This window comes from Prochlorococcus sp. MIT 1318 (genome assembly GCF_047304505.1).
Classification (GTDB): domain Bacteria; phylum Cyanobacteriota; class Cyanobacteriia; order PCC-6307; family Cyanobiaceae; genus Prochlorococcus; species Prochlorococcus marinus_D.
In genome coordinates this window covers 1,778,335-1,797,711 of record NZ_CP138958.1, presented here as the reverse complement: position 1 = coordinate 1,797,711, position 19,377 = coordinate 1,778,335, and the positions used below count along the sequence as shown (strand labels likewise).

Genomic DNA, 19,377 nt, shown 5'->3' with positions numbered 1-19,377 from the left:
GGCGATCAGTTATTTAAGGATGACTCACTGCAAAGCCGATGGAGTTCACAAAGAGCCAACTCGATCAGCTCGGCTTCGCTCTGCTGTTCAGTTGTAAGAGTTTTGGTAAGTTCAAGGTTTTCAAGTTCTCCCTGTAGTTGTAAGGCAATAGAACTAATCAAATGATCTTCACTGCGATCAGTCATAGCCCGAAGTTCTTCCTGACCTGGACGTCGATGGCAGGTTCCTTTGATGCGTACATGCAGCAATTGCGTCCTTAGCACCTCGATTAAGGCATCAAAGCGTTGATACTCACGAAGGCTCAGTTGTCCATTAATTTCAAGCCTCAATAGATCACGGCCTACTCGACTTCCAATGCGCTGCTGGAGAGTCCGCTCCAGTCGATCAAGATCGCTAGTGGTTCTGAGCTGTACCCGAAGATTGTGCCAGTGCAACCCAGCCGTTGATACAGACTTCGGGATGGGACATGTCCCTCGATCGATATCAAACACTAAAACCTGCCCACGCTGGTCCTGGTCTCCCTGATCAAAGCGATCCGGTTCAGGGGTTCCGCAATACCAAGCACGATCTCCTACTTGTTTGAGATTGTGCCAGTCGCCAAGAGCGATGTAATCAACCTGCCCATGTTGGATCATGTCAAGATCAATGCGGTTGATCCGCTCCGACTGACCAGCACTGTCATGGTTGTAATCAGTGCTCCCGAATCCGTGCACAGCTCCATGTGCAAGAACAATTCGAGGACAATCTTCAGCTAGATCCTGCCAATCCAGCTGACTGATCCAAGCTGAGGGGTCTTCGCTATTGCGCTGACGTAGCAGAGGGCAAGGCAAAACAAGCGCATGATCAATCAAAACCGGCTCCGGTTTAAGAAGCAACTGCATCAAAGGTGCTCGTTCCTTCAACTGCCTTTGAACATCCTGGCGTTGCCAAACACCTCCAGCTCCACCATGGTCATGATTGCCCGGGATCACCAGGACTGGACGATTCATAGAACCAATCACCTCCAAGACCTCCATCACCACAGCTGATGGGACGGTGCTGGAATCGAACAGATCGCCTGCCACCAGCACGGCATCTACGTTGTGCTCTTCGGCAACAGCAGCGATCCGTGAAACAGACAAGATCCGCTGCTGTTGCAGGCGAAAGCGCTTCTGAGGATCTGTGATATTCCTAAAGGGCTTGCCGATTTGCCAGTCAGCGGTGTGGAGAAATCGGGGCAAAGCTGCAACACACTCCGGGTCCCCATGCTGCCGTGAGTCTGCTCTTTCTGAAGCCCCCTCAGGGGAGATCAACTTGGCAAAGTGGCCCTAAAAGTATGTCAAGCACTGACCTCAAAGGTGTTCTGGGCTGGAGCCAGTCAGACTTGGTCATAATTCCCCGCAGAGATAGTCAGATTTAAAACTGTTCAGCTGCGCAGCATGGTTCTGCCACCCTTAGTGTTCGAAGTGAAATCATTAACGCCTCGGGAACGCTTTGTCCTCCGTCTGGTGTGTGACGGGTTCACCAACCGCGAGATTGGTCACCAGATGTTCATTGCAGAAACAACTGCTCGAGGGCATGTCAACTCAATCCTTCGCAAATTAGATGTCCGTAATCGTGCGGCCGCAGCTGCTGAGGGTATACGACGTCAATGGGTTGCCTAATCAAATCTTGTGTTGAAGAATCTTTGTTGAAATCCTCACTGCGTTCAGCTTGATTCAAGCGGATTGATTCTAAAGCCCAGGAATGATCTACAGAGACAAGGGCGCGCTAGCAAGTCCTGTAGATCACCACAGTTCTCGGTCACATAAGTTCGCTAGAACAAAGCAAAGTGCTTCTTGTATTGTCTCCAGATGTGTAGCGAGATGCCTTGCCTTGACAGATCAGTTGAGCGAGGAATAACAACTCTTTTGAAACGTTCGTAATAGAGGTCACTCCTGATGAATGAAGCTGCCATATTAAATATTTTAGCTTGCGCGCGAGACAAGAATCATATCTATAGACAAGGATTAGAATGTTAAGTTGGAGAAACTGTTGCTGTGAAAGAGCTGCAACAATATGCAGATCAAAAAGGTGGTCTATATGGTTACTCAACCAACCTAACAAGACCCAATGATATAGGCGGTCATAGATTGTCCATGCCTTGATCGACAGGAATAATAAAGCTCGATTAACTATAGATTACTTATCAAGCGATTGCCTGAAAGCCAGACACTGTGATCAATAGCAACCCGCAAACTTAGCCTGTTAACATAATAAATTTACTACGATTAGCATCAATCTCTAGATCTTGAACAAGGCTTGCCGCTCCAACTCAAAACATAACAATCATCCCAAGCATGATGCATGATGCATGATGCACTAAGCAACCATGTCCTAACCTAAAGAATTCAATCCGTGCAGAACTAGCGTGATGCCTGGAGCAAATCATCGAGTCTTAAAGTCAAGGCGAGAGCTGCGGAGATCCACCGCCTGCTTTTCCGCACACTGTTCTCTGGCAAAAGCCTTTAAAAGACATCATCGTTGCTAATAAAGACACAAGTAAGCAGTCTTGGCAAAATCCCCACTCGTGACCATCAATACTCTAATGAGTATTGCTGGTCAGTTTTGTGCTCAAGGAAATATATCAAGTATCGATGTACTGGGATCTGGCAACGTCAATGATACTTTTTTAGTGGCCTTGAGTGGTACTGAAACTCAGAGCTTTGTGCTTCAACGTCTCAACACCCATGTGTTTGATCGACCTGATCTCGTGATGAAAAATATGCTCAACCTTGTTGAACATGTGGAAAGAAAATTAGCCTCAAATCCATCAGAGCTAACCGGCAGGAGATGGGAGATCCCAAGAGTTCTACCAGTCCGTGGCTTAGATGAACATTGGATTGAACAAGATGGACAGTTCTGGCGTTCCATCACCTACATCAACTCCGCTACAACTGTTGAGGTACTCCGCGACTATGAACACGCTAAAGAAATCGGATATGCACTTGGCATGTTTCATTACCTCATCAGTGATCTCCCCAACGATGGATTAGCAGACACGCTTGAGAATTTTCACGTTACTCCTGCTTACTTACAACAGTTCGACATCGCCCAAGCCATAAGGTGCAGTGGTAGCGTTACAACTTTGAAGCGAGACTCACGCCTTAGCTCGGCGATGCATTTCATAGAGAGCCGTCGCGCTGGTGTCGATGTACTAGAAGCCGCACTTTGTCGTGGTGAACTAAAGAAACGTCCCATTCATGGTGATCCGAAGATCAACAATGTCATGATCGACAACCTCACAAGCCAGGCGGTGGGGTTGATTGACCTCGATACCGTCAAGCCTGGCCTGGTTCACTATGACATTGGTGATTGCCTTCGTTCCTGTTGTAATCCAGCAGGAGAGGAAGCTACCGATATCAGCCAGGTTCAATTTGATCTCTCACTATGTGAAGCCATCCTTGATGGATACCTATCTGTAGCAAGAGGCTTCTTGAGTGAAAGGGATTATCACTACATCCCCGAGTGCATCAAATTGATCCCATTTGAACTTGGTTTGCGCTTCCTTACTGATCACCTCAATGGCAACATCTACTTCAAAACGAAACATCCAAACCAAAACCTTGATCGCGCGGAGGTGCAGTTCCGCCTCATGGAAAGTATTGAAGCTCAGTGGACCTCTATTGTTGGCTTGGTAGAGCGCCTGAGGAGCCAAAGCTAAAGATGGCTCGCCATGCTGTCATGACACGCCAAGTATGCACTTTGGTTCCCTATGAACCAAGGCAGAAACCAAACTTACTAGTTAGTGCTGAGTTTGTATGGCATGAAGAAGGGATTCTTGAGCTCAGTTATGGGCTTCGAAGTCGAGGAGAAGCTGGGCTCAACGATCTTCAAATGCCAGCCACTGCAGTTTCACCACAGCGATGTGATGAGCTTTGGTCGAACACGTGCTTCGAGGCATTCCTCGCTCATCCTGGGCAAGAGAAATACTGGGAACTCAATGTTGCCCCTAGTGGTAATTGGAATCTTTACTCCCTTGAGAACTACCGCAACGGACTCAAACCAGAGCTCGGCGTACTCCTCCCAACCATCAGCATCCATGGTGGACCAAAAGATTTTCGCTGTGATGTGCTTCTCAATTTACAGCCCTGGTTTCCAGGTATTTCCTGCCCAGAGTTCTCTCTCACTGCGGTCATGAAACATGCCGATGCAAGTTATAGCTATTGGGCCATTCGCCACACAGGCCAAGGTCCAGACTTTCATGACCGCCGTAGTTTCATTCAACCCTAAATCGTGCACTCCTCCTGGGGACAATGCAGCAGCTCAAAAGCAAAACTATGCCAATGCTCTAGATCAGTCAGATTTAGCATTCGCAGAACTTCATTGAAACATTGAAGTTTCATGTCTAATAGATTCCGAAAGAATCAAGCAGCCGTCGGTTTCTTGATCATCATCACTATAGCCATCATGATTACAGCACGCAACATCAGTAAAAAACAGCTTTTAATGCGAGAAGCAGCCTTAGTCCATCAATGTCTACGAATGGCTGATCTCAGCGCTTGCACATCCATCGATATGGAACGAATCCATCCCAATACGCGTGAACTGATATGGCGGATGATCAAGGAACTGCAGAAGAGCTGGTCGTGAGATAGACAGAAAAGGTTCGCTTCTCTACAAAATAAATACCAACGACTCTGATCACCATGTTTAATAACATCGTTATCATTCAACTTGCAGCCATCCTTGCCGCTTGCTGACATGACAAAGATGAGGCAATTATTAAATGGGGGTGGACTGCTGGTTGCTGTCGTAACTTTGGTTGTCGGCTTTGGTGCAGAGCTGAGCACTAGACAAAAAACAGTCGTTAGCTTCTAGGCGGAAAGAACTCCTACCCAGCCTTTTTCTTGCCTAAAAAAGGAATTGTGGTTGGTCTGAACGCAAAGGATGGTGCAACGAATTCAATTCAGCTCGTAGCAGCCTTGAAGGCCATCCCCTAGAGCAAGGCAACAAGCACCATCTTCTGCATAGGGTGCAAACCATGACCAAAGCCCCCTCGTCAACAGTCCAAAGCCGCCGAATCCTGCTCACAGGAGCAAGTTCTGGAATCGGCTATCAAGCAGCAGTTCGAATGCATCGTGCTGGACATCAGCTAATTCTGCCTTGTCGAGATCGGTCTACAGCTACGGCAACGCTTAAAAAACTCTCAGAGGAGACAGTTCAACATCAGCAAGAGAGAAGCCCAGTTTCAGCTCCAGTCATGGACTTAGCTGATTTGGAAAGCATCAAACAGTGTGCTGATGAGCTATTGAGCATCGGCCAGCCAATCGATACCTTGATCCTCAATGCTGGCCTTCAATACACTGGTGCAGCAAAAGCGCAGCTCTCATCTCAGGGCTACGAACTCACCATCGCGGTGAATCATCTTGGTCATCAGGCCTTGAGCATCCGCCTATTACCGCTGTTAGATGCAGGGATGAGCCCACGTGTAGTGGTAACAGCTTCCGAGGTGCATGACTCCAATTCTCCTGGCGGACGCTTTGGCAAGCCTGCTGGCTTAGGTGATTTGACGGGTCTCAAAACCGGAGCCGGCTTTGAGATGATTGATGGCAGTTCAAGCTTTAATGCAGACAAGGCCTACAAAGACAGCAAGCTTTGCAACGTACTGTTCGCTCGGGAATTGGCAAGACGACTGAGTTTGCGTTCCATACAGATACCAGTGCTGGCATGGGCACCAGGGCTAGTGATACCTCGCAGCTCAGGAGGCTTCTTTCGCTACAGTCGGCGCTACAACGAATGGGGTCAGCGGGTCTTTTCACTAGTGGTGCGAGATCTGTTGCGCATTAGCGAATCAGCAGAAAATGCGGGGTCTCTACTGTCGAGAATTGCGACAGATCAATCGTTAAACACATCTCCATTTAGCTATCGAAGCAATCGGCTTGACGGTCCAGGGCAGCACCGTTTTGAAGAAGCAAATGTAAGCAAGGAAGCACAGGACAACAATCTGGCCAAGTCGCTGTGGGAAGTGAGCGCCGAGCTGATAGGACTACCTACTGAGCTACCACCTGCCTCAGTATCACAATGCTAAGCTTTGTTCAAGAGGACCTAATTAAGTGTATATATAGGCCCTGAATTATCAAAAAGCAGAAGCGACAACATGCAGCATGTATCTCAAATCCACATTCAAAGATTGACAAGTCTTGATCGTAAAACTATTGCGATTTCTTCTAAGCCAACAATAACACTACTGTAATGCCAAAACTCCCCCCTGAACATAAGTTTTGGGACCTGTCAGATTATGCACGTCCAGGGGCAATATGGCTGGTAAAGCGACTGCTGCCTACATCGATAGGCGCTATCACATTAACATGGCTATTTACCGCAGTAGGCCTAGTTAGTGTACTGCTAATTTTTAATCGTTATGCACTTACACTTGCAGGCTCACTGCTGATATTAAAAAGCTTGCTTGATGCGGCAGATGGTGAAATGGCTCGCGCAAGAAATCGACCATCACATACTGGTAGATACTTGGACTCAATAAATGATTTAATCCTGAACGGGCTTGTGTTGTTTGCAATTGGCATCCCGCTGATGATACCTGTTTGGAAAATTGCGCTTACCTGGATCTCATTTCAACTGCAAGGGACAATATTTAATTATTTTTATGTGATTAAAAGGCATCAGGCATCCGGGGATAAAACAAGCCGTATATCCGAAGTGACTTCTCCGGTTCCTTACCCTCAAGAGAACCCAAGAGTGTTATTTATGCTTCATAAGCTATATCTAATTTTTTACGGTTGGCAAGACTGGATTATCGACACAATGTTCAAGGGCAATCAAATAACCAACTCAAGATCTCGCCCAATCCCAAACTGGATTATGAGCCTAATCTCAATCTTTGGATTAGGATTCCAACTACTGATTATAGCGATACTTCTCTGCACCAATAGCCTAGAGCTAACCTTTCCTATCTTCTTGATCGTCTACAACATCATCGCGGCACTGGTTGTCTTTAGTGTTTTAATATTAGGGTCAAAAAAATCACAGAAAAGGGCCGCAAGGCTATAGCTTATACTTTATAGTCAATCTTTCTTGAAGGAGAGGTATTAACTGCAATCCACTAGTTCCAGATCAGCCAAATAACATTTACTGCAAAGAGCAAGTTCCCTAAATTGATTAATCACAGAATTCAAGAAACACCTACAAAAGATATCTCATCGTCAACAAGTTGTCAAACCAAATAACTTTAGATTGCCAAAGGTTATAGCGATACTCCATGTGCGGGGATTAAAAGCTATTGAGTATTCATGGCCTAATTCATACTATGTTAGCCATTGATCATCCTCCTGACAATTATGAATTGATCAAAGTGGTTATCTTGGGCTACTTGCTGGAAACTTCCTTAAATAGGTAGACACAGGAATTGGCTTGTTTTGATTATAACCAACAGGCAGCCATAAATCCCCAGCATCAATGTCAAAATGAATTTCCCAATGATAAAGGCCAGTGAATGCGCGCGGATCTTCCTTCAATAAGGCTGTGTATTCGAGCACGGCCCTTCCGTAATGGTCGCTATTGTTATATCCCCACAACCCTTTACGGATATCTTGCAGCCCGCCGCGGCGTACTAGATAGCGCGCGGCTGCCTGAATCGCGTCATGGGGGTCACGGATGTCCCCTTCTCCAATACCATTCTCTTGCCAAGTTGTTGGCAAAAACTGCATCGGTCCTTGAGCATTAGCTACAGAGACACCATCGATGCGGCCCATTCCTGTCTCAACAAGGTTCACTGCCGCCAAAACTTCCCAATCGATACCAGTTGAACTTTCTGCTTTGCGGTAATAGCTCAATAACTTCTCTGCAGGCTCGGGCGGAATGATTCTCCAGGCCGGCATTAAGCGAGGTCTAAAGGATCTCCTGTGCATCGCAAGAAACTCACGCCTTGCGACTAAATGCCGTTCAGCCACATGACGCCAACGGCTCGGCAAGTGAGCCAGCACCTTATTAGAAGTGGGTAGATCCTTAGACAACACCCGGTAGATGAGCTGTTGTTGATGGCCAAGGCTTGGGAGATCTTCTTCAGGTGTTGATGGTTGAAGCAGCGCTTCTTCTACCTCTTGAAGAAGATCCGCAAGCTTGATCGGATCATCTGGAACGATGGGGTAATGACGTCCATCAGCCATACGTGGCCGATCGGCATCGCTTGGCAGAATCGGACTTTTTGATGCGGATTGGCGTTCCGCCACAAAAACATTCGTGGTACTTAGTGACTTCAAAGCCAAGCCACCCATGAGGCTTAAAACCCCAGCGCTGAAAAGCATTAGAGCGAGGTGGCGTTTCCTCATGACAACCAACTCAAAGGCAAAGATGACGCTACCGGAACTAACCAACAAAGGCTCAATGGCACTGATCAGCCCCCCGCCGCTTACGCTGCCGTCCATTACATGAAACCCTCGCGTGGCCAAGGAATCCACTCACCGAGCTGATGAGCTCAAAGAACTTGGCTGGTCCAGCGAGGATGTAGCCCGCTATGCGGAGCTATGGGACTACCGGCAGCGTTGGGGTGCAATGAACTTGGAGCGAGAGGACCGCCAGTTCCTAAGAAAGGCTGAAGCCGCTCTGCCAGCAATCGTTACTGGCAAGGCTGCAGCCAAAAAAGCCACTGAGGACAAGTCTTATTACCGCAGGCTCCGCTTCTATCTCCAGGCCATGAATGAAGCAGAGTTAGCTCTCGCACTTGAAGAGAACGCTCGTGGCGCATGGCCGATCCTGCTGGAAGAAGAATTGCGAGCTCTCGACTATTACGAACCTGTTCTCGGCCTACCAGACACCCTGAAGGCCAAGAAGTTCGATGCTGTACGTGAATCGATTGCTAACCGTGCATCAAAGCTGGCTGATGAGCAGGGCCTTGTGGTGAGTTTTGATTTTCAGGCCCCCCTCAACGCTCTCAAAGCTCAAGAGCCGACAAAATGGCGCCAATTAAGAGAAGAAGACACTGCAGCCGATCAGAGCTATCCCATACTCAATGCCTCTGTGGTCGAAGGATTCCGCCAGGAAGTGAGGGCCGAATTGGTGCCCTTGATTCGCGAAACACTGCCATCCTTAGCAAAGACAGATAAAGCTGCTCCACCTGACGACTGGAACCGCGCCTGAGACTAAGTTGCTAGAAAGAAGGGACCTTCCTTTTTACGTGTAGTTGACTTCACATCGCTTCGAAACCCTCCAGCTTCATGCCGGCCAGGTAGCTGATCCTGTCACGAACTCACGGGCTGTACCCATTTATCAAACCAGTTCGTATGTCTTTAATGACGCTGAACATGGTGCCAACCTGTTTGGTCTTAAAGAATTCGGCAACATTTACACCCGTCTGATGAACCCCACGACGGATGTGTTTGAAAAGCGTGTTGCGGCTCTTGAGGGAGGGATTGCTGCTGTAGCGACAGCTTCCGGACAATCCGCCCAGTTCCTGGCAATTACAAACTGCATGCAGGCTGGTGACAATCTTGTCTCAACATCCTTCTTGTATGGAGGAACCTACAATCAATTCAAGGTGCAGTTTCCCCGCCTAGGCATTGATGTGAAGTTTGCAGATGGTGATGATGTTGATAGCTTTGCCACTCAAATAGATGCCAACACAAAAGCAATTTATGTGGAGTCGATGGGAAACCCTCGCTTCAATATCCCTGACTTTAAAGGCCTTTCAGGCTTAGCAAAAGACATGGGAATCCCATTAATTGTTGACAACACCCTTGGAGCAGCTGGTGCTTTGCTTCGGCCCATAGAGCATGGCGCTGATGTGGTGGTGGAAAGTGCCACCAAATGGATTGGAGGCCATGGCACCAGCCTTGGTGGAGTGCTTGTGGATGCTGGCACCTTTAACTGGGGCAATGGCAAGTTCCCACTGATGAGTGAGCCAAGCGCGGCATATCACGGTCTGGTGCACTGGGATGCTTTCGGGTTCGGCAGCGACATCTGCTCGATGCTCGGCGTTCCAAGCAATCGCAATGTGGCCTTTGCACTGCGAGCTCGAGTTGAGGGTCTGCGTGACTGGGGAGCAGCTCTTAGTCCATTCAATTCATTCCTACTTTTGCAAGGGCTCGAAACATTGAGTTTAAGAGTGGAACGCCATGCATCCAATGCCATGGCTCTTGCTACATGGCTGCAGGATCATCCCAAGGTTGCCAGTGTCAACTATCCCGGCCTGAAAAATGACCCATACCACGCACAAGCCAAAACATACCTAACGAATCGAGGCATGGGATGCATGCTGATGTTCTCCCTTAAAGGAGGCTTTGATGATGCCGTGAGCTTCATCAATGGTCTTGAATTAGCTAGCCATCTCGCCAATGTTGGTGATGCCAAGACCTTGGTGATTCATCCTGCATCCACCACCCATCAACAACTTTCTGCTCAAGAGCAGGAATCTGCAGGAGTCACTCCCACGATGGTTAGGGTATCTGTTGGCCTTGAACACATCGAAGACATCAAGGCTGATTTTGAACAGGCCCTAGCGGCCATCAGCTGAGACTGGAGGCATCGATGGCGCTGATCCTGCCACGCAGTTATCACAAGATCGCCGCGGTGGAGAAGAACCGGATCTCCTGGATCGAGCCGGAACTTGCAGAACGCCAGGACATCCGGCCATTAAGAATCGGAATCCTCAACATCATGCCCCTGGGTAAGCAGTATGAATTCAATCTGCTGCATCCCCTTGGGCTTTCACCTCTACAGATCGAACCGATCTGGATAAGGCTACGTAGCCATAGCTATAAAACATGGGACCTTGCTCATCTCGATAATCTCTATGTGGGCTGGGAGGAAGCGATGGAACCCAATCCTCTTGATGGTTTGATCATCACTGGAGCCCCAGTTGAACATCTGCCATTTGAGGAGGTGAACTACTGGCAAGAGCTAGTAAAAATCATCGAAGAGGCACGGCAGAACTGTGCAAACACGCTTGGCTTGTGCTGGGCTGGTTTTGCCATGGCCTATCTCCAAGGTGTCGATAAAAAATCATTTGCCAAAAAGTTATTCGGGGTGTTCCCAATGCGCAGCTTGGTCCCCGGCCATGCCCTGATGGGCACTCAAGACGATCGATTTGTGTGTCCGCAGAGTCGCCATGCTGGGTTGCCTGATAGCGCAATGGAAGCTGCACAACGACAGGGACGTCTACGTTTACTGGCCCATGGTGAGAAGGTTGGCTACACAATCTTTGAGACCACCGATCAACGCCAACTGGTGCATCTTGGCCATCCGGAGTACAACGCGGGGCGCCTGTTAACAGAGATGGAACGTGATCAAGCGCGAGGTGATGTTCAGCCCCCTGAAAACTTTGATCCAGACAACCCTCTAACTCTATGGCGATCACATCGCAATCTACTGTTTCAGCACTGGCTATGGTTCTGCTATCAAAGAGTAAGTTTGCGTGACTAAAATGCTGTCATCATGACTACGTATAGCAAAAAGAATAACCCAAAAAGCCAGGGAATCTCTATCAATCAACCTCAAAAGCACTATAGATCCAGGAACTTTCCCATTCACGGCTCATTTTTTTATCACATGTAAATACAATAAAGGCACAATGAATCATTGGCATTCAAGAAGCATTAGAGGCGTCAAAGAATGCATTTCCCTATAAAGCTATGATCCGCTAAAATGTAATAAAACAAAGCGTTCTATCACGAGATCCCCAATGATCAAAAAATATTTACGACCTGCCTGATCTTTTTGTATTGATTATACCTGGAGCAGTTATGTCAGAGCCTATCAATGAGCAATACGAGCAAAAGAACCAAACTGAATCAAACAGAGAGCGTAATATTGAAAGCAGCGATTTCTACACTTCGTTAGACTTGTCTATCGGCTTAACTAGCAATATATCTCTTTAGAGTACCAACGACCAAGCCCCTTAGATATCAGACGAATCTTATCAAATCAACAATACAATAGGTCCAAATATTGCTATAGGTTATATCTTCCCGGGTGCATGGCGTCTCGAGGGTGAATATTTAGATCTTTACCCAACAGCTACGAACAAATTCAAAATACCAGGAAGGAAAGCCTGGAGCGATGGAGATCAAGTCGCGACTAATTTAGTGCAACTCAATGTAATCAAGGACATTAAAAAAATTCTAAGTTTACTCCTTATATCGGCGGAGGATTAGGAATTGCCTTCAGTCAATACAATGTGATGAATGGTGTTCACAAAGGGTCAGCTTCAGGAACAACCTTTGCTAGCCAAGGCAAGGCTGGAATTTCCTATGAGCTTTCCAAGGGTACAAGTTTTTACTTGGGTTACCGCATTGTATGGATTAATGGAGGCAATACTATCGATGTATGGAGCGACAATCCTAAAACTCAGGACCATTTACAGCAGAGTGTAGAGGTCGGCATTCGCATCCGACTCTAGCAATTACTTTAAAAGTGATCTGCCGTAGAAAATTAAATAGTTAATATTGCCATCAAGCCTAATCCATCAGCTTCACAAGCATCTCATTGAAAAATACAACCAAAATCACCATCGACTGTTGCTATGATTACCTAGAGTTAGAGCACAGGCTCATTCCCACTAAAAGGAACCTAATCAGTGTTTGCTATTGCCAATAATTTATCATTATCGCTTCTAGAAGGATTGAGACTTGATGGCGTACCAACCTCATCAAGAACGTCCGCTTGGTCTTGGAAAGTCACAATTGTATGAATGTCTCCAAGGCGGTAATCAATAAATATCGCCTTACTTGTTTAAAAGGCAGTTCATCATTCAGATCATCGTGAAACCCTTCTGAATCTATCTAAAAATGTTAAAAAGACATTCTGTCGATAGAGCCGATCAAGTCGGTAATCAGGCAAGAGTGGTGAAGTCGCTGATGTTGAACTGCCCATCACCACCGAACACAACATCGAAACCAGGGCTACGTGCAATGACCAGATCAGGAGAGACCCCACCACGAAGAAGATCGGACGCAGCACCAATCAAGCTCTGCTCGCCAGAACTATCGCTGGATAATGCCCAGAACATCATTCCGCCCAGCTCAGCTGCATCGACGTAAGCAGCTTTGCCAGCAATTGTGCTTGGGGTCTCGATCGAACTCCAGATCTGCTCCTGGTCGTTGTAGAGATAGGCAGCCTTGGCATCGTCGTCCCAGGCAAGGTCATAGGAGCCATTATTGATGCCAGTAACGAGATCCTTCTGGTCATAATTGCCAGCCTCATAAGAACCGGGAGCAGAGTTTGCAACGCCCAGCTCTCCATAACCCAACTTTTCACCACTATCGACGCCACCCCATGCCCTCGTGTAAGTCGGTACTCCCAATACCACCTTCTCGGGGGCAATTCCAGCATTTCTAAACTGCTGAATGGCAGTCACGACGTCATAACCACCAGCATCCGCGGTCATCGCAGCCTGGTGTCCTGTAACAGACTCCCAGCCGCCATGGAAGTCATAGGTCATCACATTATAAAAATCGACGTAAGCATCAATTGCCGGCAGATTGAGATTAGCCAGCTTCTCTTGACCTCCCGCCGTAGCAATTGAGATCTCATAGTCCTCGCCGGTGCGAGTCTCGAGGAGATCCATCTTCTGACGCAAAACCTTCAGCGTCGCCGCGAAGTTTGCGCCGTCTTGATCACTGAAAGCATTACCGCTAAGACCACCTCCTCCTGGATACTCCCAGTCAAAATCAACGGTATTGAAGAAGTCGTAAGTCTCGAGGGTTGAAATGACGTTGTCAGTAAACCGCTCACGGCCGGCCACATCATCAAAGGCAAGGCTGAACTCGTCAGACAAGGTCCAACCACCAAGGGCCAGGCCAAGACTGATGTCGGGATTCAGCTGCTTCAAAAGGGCAAACTGACGTAGGTTGCCTGCAAGCTCACCGTTGACGTCCCAGCCCACTGGGACACCACTCACGCTCACGCTTCCATTCCCATTGATGAGAGTCGTAAATTCAGAACCAGATGTATAGCTGGAGCGACGTGAATCGTCCAGGGCGGCCCACTCGTCGGCACTAAAGGTACGGCTAACTTGTTCCTCGGCGCTGTAACGTTTGTCGGTGGCAGCCCAAGAATCAAAAAGGTTGACATCTCCATTGGCCTTAACATCGAAAAAGGAGTAGTTGATGTGGGTCAAGTCTTCGACATTGATGTCTTGCACCAAAAAGTCGCGGGAGTAGATGCCCCACTCTTCGAAATAGCCCACGATCCGCTTAGACCCATCTGCGATGTCCGTAGAAGACACCTCCAGCAGATACGCGTCGTCGTTGGTCCCCGTCTCAGGCACAAAATCAGTGGTCGTCGCGGTGCTAGACGTCTCAGACTCCTGAGGCTGCATAGGATCCGCCTCAACACTGATGCCGCCTGATGGAATCTGTGTCTGACCGTCTGCAAAGAACAGTTCGTTGTTCAAACTGCCACTATTTGGCAGACCCACGCTCTGAGCGTTGAAACTCACCTCGATACTCTGGCCAATAGCGATGCTCTGGTTCCAGGATGCAGGTGTCAATGTGATCCGGTTGGTACCATCCGCCAACGACTCAATCTGAGCATCTCCGGCCCAGCTCTGGAAGTTTGTATGCGGAGTCACGAAAGACACCGACCAGCCATCTAGATCTGTATTGCCGGAATTTGTGAGCGTGAGCTTTCCACTCATGCCTCCCCAATACAAGGAACCACTCACCTCAAGCGACAGCGGTCCATTGCTGGCCAACACGGCATCACCAGTAGACATATCAGACCCAATGGCGCTGTGGTCCAAGGCGTTGTGATGCGTGGCGCTGTGATGTGCGCTGTGATCAACCTCGTTGATGATTAGCGTTTCAGCCGCCTGAACCAACTGGCCAGAACGCACCTGGTAGCCATCGGTTGTTGCACCTCCAATTGACTGCGGTGTCAGCAATAACTCCCGACTAACCAGGCTGACGTCATCCTCAGCAACCCCAAAGGGTTCCTCAAGGTTGTCTTCCATGACCTGGTCAAAATGGAACTCCAGGTTGCCTGCATACAAATCAGTACGTTTCACTCCCACCAACAGCAAGCTCTGTGATGAGGGATCCACTGAAATCAGTAGGCCCGCGTCGGTGTCGGTCAATGACAAACGCTCACGCGTGCCTAGATATAGAAAGTTCAGCTTCTGGGTCTGGGGATCAAAGTTCTCGACCCGCTCATGGACGCCATATTCATGGGAACGTATGTAGACCGTGTCCGCATCACGCGGACCGATACCCAACTCCCAGGACATCACACCACCAATGTCCTCCCGCAAGTGTTCATTTCCAACCGGGGCGAAATTTTCAAGCGTTAACTGGTTCCAGCTAATTCCATTGCCGTTGTGATCAAGAATCCTTTGATAATCACTATCCTGCCAAGGATTAACGAGCACCGCCGTGCCATCGACAAGCTTGCCAAGGATTAGACCATGTACGGAGATATCGCCAAAATCAAGACGATCGCGAGATGGATCGAAGCCCGTGATGTCTGCCCCTGAGGCGTTAACCACAAAGGTCTTACCACCAAGTTGAAAAGCCATTGAAGTAAATCCTCCTACGCAAGAATTCTTGTCTTGAATACAGCGCAAGAGAACCCTACAAGTGAAGGGTTTTTCAATGATTCAGATGATTCTCAGAAGCATCTAAGAGTTGATTAAGCCAAGGGAAAGCACAGTCATAGCTATTTCCAAATGTGAATACTAAGAACAAACATACATGAAATAGAATGTCGTTATTATGAACGATATGCGAAATACCTTAAATCATCATTTTTACAAAAACAGAACAACAGAGAAGATCTACAAAAAAGATAAAAAGGTTTTTCTAATCACGAAATGTAGAGCCTGAGAAGGTTACCGAATCATAATGGTCAATGAGCCAAAAGATAAGCCAAGCAAATCATATTCTAGTTATTTTTTTTCTGTCTTAAACGTAGAGCCATACAAAAGCAGCAATCTATGGCCAAAGAATCTTCACCCTTTCTCACCGCAATAGAAGCAAAGTCATACTCTATGGCAAAAGCCAAGTGTATCGGATGCGCTAGGGATTCAGCAAAACACGCAAACGTTCTAGGCCAATGCTGATAGAAGTTTTTTCTGTAAACCTAACCGTCAGATCTTGCTCATAGGTGGTTAGAGGTTCAATCCACGCTTTCTGCAGTTCACGCACGCTTAAATCTGCCTCAGAGGGGTCAGTTCCAATCCCCATCCTTGTAGCGATACGCTGCTGAGCTGTGAAATCACTACATTCACAGGCCACGATGGCAATCGGGCATCCTTGCTGACGCGCCAATGCAAACATTCGCCGTCGTTCTCGTTCGCGTAAGAAGGTGGCATCAACAATTGTGGTGTAACCACTGCTCAAGCAACTTTGAGTTAATGCCGGTAGGCATTGATCAAACAACCACTGGGTGACCTCAGGTCGATAAGGGTCTCCATGAAAAAGTGGTGCAATGCCACCACTTGTCATCGTTCCTTTCTCAAAGCCAAGCAACTTGTGCAGCGGTCGGCGACCGAAAGCACGCTGACGTTCAACATCTGAACGCAATCGTACTGCTGGCAACTGCTGATAGAGCTGCTCACTCAAAAAGGATTTACCACTACCGCTTAGTCCATGCATCAGCACAATACCGGCTGATTTTGTTTGCTGGGCCTCTCTTGCCCGCTGAATGTAGAGGTTGAGATCCTTAAGCAGCCGTTGAAGATGTTGCTGATCAACAGAGTGATGCTGACTCTGGGAGCAGAGTTGCTGCCATTGCAGGCCACTCACTTTGGCGCGCACAAGCGCTCGGTAAGCCGAATACCAAGGCCAAAGATCAAGAGCCTTGTAATCGCCGGTGTGCTCAAGCCATTCGTTGAGTATCACCATGGCATCACCCTGATGATCGTGTACCTCAAAATCCATCACTAGAAATGCAATTTCACTAATCGGATCGATCCAACGAAGACTTGGATTAAAATCAATGGCATCAAAGACTTCTAAACGTTCATCGTTGTTTAAGTGTATATTGCCGACATGAAGATCGCCATGGCATTCGCGTATGGCTCCTGCGTTGAGTCGTTGTTTAAAACGAAAAGCCAGTTCTGGCTGAATCCTCTTAATCCAAACTCGATGCTGCTCAAGCCAAAGCTCTAATGGCTCAGGAAGTTTCAACTGATCCAATACACGCAAATTGGCATGAACAGGATTAATTACCGCATCAAACCCACCAAAATCACCATCTGCAACGGCCGTTTTGACACTGAGATGAAACTCTGCAAGATCGAAAGCAAGCCTTTTTAGTGATTCAGTCTTCAAAACCCCATCACTCAGATAAACACTGAGAAGACGAGAGGCAGGGAACTGACGCATCTTCACAGCAACCTCAACCACACCCTTTGTGGATGGATCATTCGATTCAAAGTTTTCATCGAGAACTTTGGCGCCATCAACTGATTCGAGAATCCTGGTCACACCTAGATAAAGGTCTGGAGCCAAGCGACGATTTAGGCGCAGCTCCTCTTGGCAAAAATGAAGGCGTTGTTTCAGCGTGGTGGCGTCTACAAAGTCAAAATGCACAGCTTTTTTGACTTTGTAGACATAGGAACCGGTCAGAAGCACCCAGGAAATGTGGGTCTCGACAAGCTCCACAACCTTCACCGGATGTGGATAAGCCTCTGGCTTCATTAATGCCTGAATCAAAGCGGGTTGGTTTTGCTTGGTCGTGGTCACCCGCGGAGTGTTTCAGCTATGACTCAACACTGGCATCTGTGACTATTCTCCGCCATCTATAAAGCCAACATGGTTCTGTTCAATGATGTTGGCTAGGAGCTCTATGGCACAGCCATCACAAAGACACGGTTGGGCAGAAGCTCGCCCTTGGACGTGGATGGCCAATTGGTTGAACTGCGCTGATGCTCGATCCTGGCTGCATCGACTACAAGACGGTGTGGCTTGGGAGCAACCGGTTGTTCGAGTCTACGGACGTCATCACGTTGTCCCACGACTGACGGCATTCATGGCAGCTGAGGGGGTCAACTATCACTACAGCGGTGTAAGCCATCGCGGCGAAGGATTGCCTGATTGGCTCTATCCCTTGCTCAGGCGAATGAATGCGGCCTGCAAGGAAAACTTCAACGGTTGTTTACTGAATCTCTATCGCAATGGCAACGACAGCATGGGTTGGCATGCGGATGATGAAGCTGAGATTGAACCAAACACACAGATCGCTTCCTTGTCACTGGGAGCAACAAGGGATTTCTGTTTAAAGCATCGCCATCAACCGTTGCGGGAAGTGCTTCATTTGCAGGGTGGCGATCTGTTGATCATGCACCCTCAATGTCAAAAAGAATGGCTACATGCATTGCCGAGACGAAAGAGAGTGCTTCAACCAAGAATCAACCTGACCTTCCGTTGCTTTATCAAAAGCCAAGGTCTATAGCTCATCAGAATGCTTATGGGTGATTAATTCTATTTGACAACCAAATCGGATGCAGTTAAATAATATCGATTGACATGGGTTTGAGATATTCATCTCAATAAAATACCAGAAAATTGGGATTTAATTGCAGTGCGATTTACCAAAACTAATGGAATTAAAGATGGCGATCAAGAGCGAGGTCTTTGGGGGTTCACTTTGAGTAGATAGATTTATTATCAGAGATAAGAATTGAAGGTATTGTTTTTGCTGCGCCTCAACTATCTGGAGTTTACTGACCAGCTCTGAAGTGGCCAAAGCCAGACAGAAAATAATATCAATCGAGCTAAGTATCGGATGGCGTTATAAGTAAATAGTACGGCAGTTAAAGAAATAAAAAACCTGTAGAAGAAGTAATTGGCAGGACTATATTGTAGAGGAGATTCCTACTGATGAACAGCGAATAGTGTTCAGGGCTTTACCGGCACGGCCGGCGCCTGTATACCGAAAGAGCCCCCCTTCCAGGCTCCGCCTTCGTCCACAGCAGCCAACAACCCCCACTAGCCACGTCTTCCAGTTCTTCATCAGAAAGGTTTTCGCTATCTGCTTCTAAGTCTTTTGTGTTGATCGAGCAACCAGTAGCTTTGGCAATGGCAACAGGGTCAGCTCCTTCTGCTTTGAGTTGCTCTTGTAGTGGGTTATCTTCTTGAACTTTGGCGATGAATGTCTTGAGTTACTCTTCTGACATAGATTGTTGATCTCTGAACATGTCATAGCAGTGAATCATCAAAAAGCCCCGCCATGCTGCGTGGCTTTTCTTATTTACTTTCTCCCCCTAGAGCGGTGGCGACTTTTTGTTTTCATCCTTCACCGCTATCCATAGATTCACTCAACCTCTTTAAAAACGCAGTGACCTGGATCAATGCCAACAGTGAGTTTGTTCACAAGCATCAATAACAGATGCGTTTTCTCTGCAAGTAGAACAAACAACTGACATGAAGATGGGCACCCGCGTTGGATGCCCTCAAGTCCAGGACA

16 protein-coding genes are annotated in these 19,377 nt (G+C 47.6%); 11 read left to right on the top strand and 5 right to left on the bottom strand.

Annotated elements, in window-relative coordinates; genetic code table 11:
• Positions 1-5 precede the first annotated feature (5 nt).
• Entirely contained in the window at positions 6-1,220 is a 1,215-nt protein-coding gene (locus SIB66_RS09280) for a metallophosphoesterase family protein (RefSeq protein WP_063405733.1), read from the bottom strand.
• 198 nt (positions 1,221-1,418) lie between these two features.
• Between SIB66_RS09280 and SIB66_RS09275 the strand changes: the two genes are divergently transcribed.
• The 6 genes from SIB66_RS09275 to SIB66_RS09250 all read left to right on the top strand — a co-directional run bounded on the left by SIB66_RS09275 (position 1,419) and on the right by SIB66_RS09250 (position 7,029).
• A complete protein-coding gene (locus SIB66_RS09275) occupies positions 1,419-1,643 on the top strand; it encodes a helix-turn-helix domain-containing protein (protein WP_063395174.1) in 225 nt (74 codons plus the stop codon).
• A 923-nt stretch (positions 1,644-2,566) separates the two neighbouring features.
• Positions 2,567-3,682: a phosphotransferase enzyme family protein gene (locus tag SIB66_RS09270; RefSeq protein WP_063405708.1), complete on the top strand. Its 1,116-nt coding sequence runs from the start codon at positions 2,567-2,569 to the stop codon at positions 3,680-3,682.
• A gap of 20 nt (positions 3,683-3,702) precedes the next feature.
• Positions 3,703-4,251 (top strand): DOMON-like domain-containing protein, encoded by a 549-nt coding sequence (locus SIB66_RS09265; protein WP_231901385.1) that lies wholly within the window; start codon positions 3,703-3,705, stop codon positions 4,249-4,251.
• Positions 4,252-4,404: 153 nt separating this feature from the next.
• Positions 4,405-4,611 carry a hypothetical protein gene (locus SIB66_RS09260; RefSeq protein ID WP_413410329.1) on the top strand — a complete coding sequence of 69 codons (207 nt, stop codon included), beginning with the start codon at positions 4,405-4,407 and terminating at the stop codon, positions 4,609-4,611.
• Positions 4,612-5,002: 391 nt separating this feature from the next.
• A complete protein-coding gene (locus SIB66_RS09255; RefSeq protein WP_063405706.1) occupies positions 5,003-6,049 on the top strand; it encodes an SDR family NAD(P)-dependent oxidoreductase in 1,047 nt (348 codons plus the stop codon).
• A gap of 164 nt (positions 6,050-6,213) precedes the next feature.
• The gene (locus SIB66_RS09250; RefSeq protein WP_063405705.1) at positions 6,214-7,029 is read left to right on the top strand and encodes a CDP-alcohol phosphatidyltransferase family protein; all 816 of its coding nucleotides are present in this window, start codon (positions 6,214-6,216) and stop codon (positions 7,027-7,029) included.
• A 305-nt stretch (positions 7,030-7,334) separates the two neighbouring features.
• On the opposite strand, the gene SIB66_RS09245 is transcribed toward SIB66_RS09250, so the two are convergent.
• Complete coding sequence (locus SIB66_RS09245; RefSeq protein ID WP_063405704.1) at positions 7,335-8,402, bottom strand: transglycosylase SLT domain-containing protein; 1,068 nt, start codon at positions 8,400-8,402, stop codon at positions 7,335-7,337.
• A gap of 16 nt (positions 8,403-8,418) precedes the next feature.
• On the opposite strand from SIB66_RS09245, the gene SIB66_RS09240 reads away from it, so the two are divergent.
• The 4 genes from SIB66_RS09240 to SIB66_RS09225 all read left to right on the top strand — a co-directional run bounded on the left by SIB66_RS09240 (position 8,419) and on the right by SIB66_RS09225 (position 12,370).
• Positions 8,419-9,114: a hypothetical protein gene (locus SIB66_RS09240; RefSeq protein ID WP_063405703.1), complete on the top strand. Its 696-nt coding sequence runs from the start codon at positions 8,419-8,421 to the stop codon at positions 9,112-9,114.
• Between the two features lie 43 nt (positions 9,115-9,157).
• Positions 9,158-10,486 (top strand): O-acetylhomoserine aminocarboxypropyltransferase/cysteine synthase family protein, encoded by a 1,329-nt coding sequence (locus SIB66_RS09235; RefSeq protein WP_011130253.1) that lies wholly within the window; start codon positions 9,158-9,160, stop codon positions 10,484-10,486.
• 14 nt (positions 10,487-10,500) lie between these two features.
• Positions 10,501-11,394: a homoserine O-succinyltransferase gene (locus SIB66_RS09230; RefSeq protein WP_063405702.1), complete on the top strand. Its 894-nt coding sequence runs from the start codon at positions 10,501-10,503 to the stop codon at positions 11,392-11,394.
• Between the two features lie 757 nt (positions 11,395-12,151).
• Complete coding sequence (locus SIB66_RS09225; protein ID WP_063405701.1) at positions 12,152-12,370, top strand: hypothetical protein; 219 nt, start codon at positions 12,152-12,154, stop codon at positions 12,368-12,370.
• Between the two features lie 432 nt (positions 12,371-12,802).
• Here the strand turns inward: SIB66_RS09225 and SIB66_RS09220 are convergent, their stop codons facing one another.
• Both SIB66_RS09220 and SIB66_RS09215 read right to left on the bottom strand, forming a co-directional pair.
• Complete coding sequence (locus SIB66_RS09220) at positions 12,803-15,484, bottom strand: glycosyl hydrolase family 18 protein (protein WP_063421323.1); 2,682 nt, start codon at positions 15,482-15,484, stop codon at positions 12,803-12,805.
• A gap of 499 nt (positions 15,485-15,983) precedes the next feature.
• Positions 15,984-17,654 carry a bifunctional aminoglycoside phosphotransferase/ATP-binding protein gene (locus tag SIB66_RS09215; protein WP_236070085.1) on the bottom strand — a complete coding sequence of 557 codons (1,671 nt, stop codon included), beginning with the start codon at positions 17,652-17,654 and terminating at the stop codon, positions 15,984-15,986.
• 103 nt (positions 17,655-17,757) lie between these two features.
• Here SIB66_RS09215 and SIB66_RS09210 point away from each other — a divergent pair, with 103 nt between their 5' ends.
• Positions 17,758-18,363, top strand: a complete 606-nt coding sequence (locus SIB66_RS09210; RefSeq protein ID WP_063405699.1) for an alpha-ketoglutarate-dependent dioxygenase AlkB family protein — start codon at positions 17,758-17,760, stop codon at positions 18,361-18,363.
• 454 nt (positions 18,364-18,817) lie between these two features.
• On the opposite strand, the gene SIB66_RS09205 is transcribed toward SIB66_RS09210, so the two are convergent.
• Positions 18,818-19,060: a Nif11-like leader peptide family RiPP precursor gene (locus SIB66_RS09205; RefSeq protein ID WP_236070102.1), complete on the bottom strand. Its 243-nt coding sequence runs from the start codon at positions 19,058-19,060 to the stop codon at positions 18,818-18,820.
• Between the last annotated feature and the right edge of the window lie 317 nt (positions 19,061-19,377).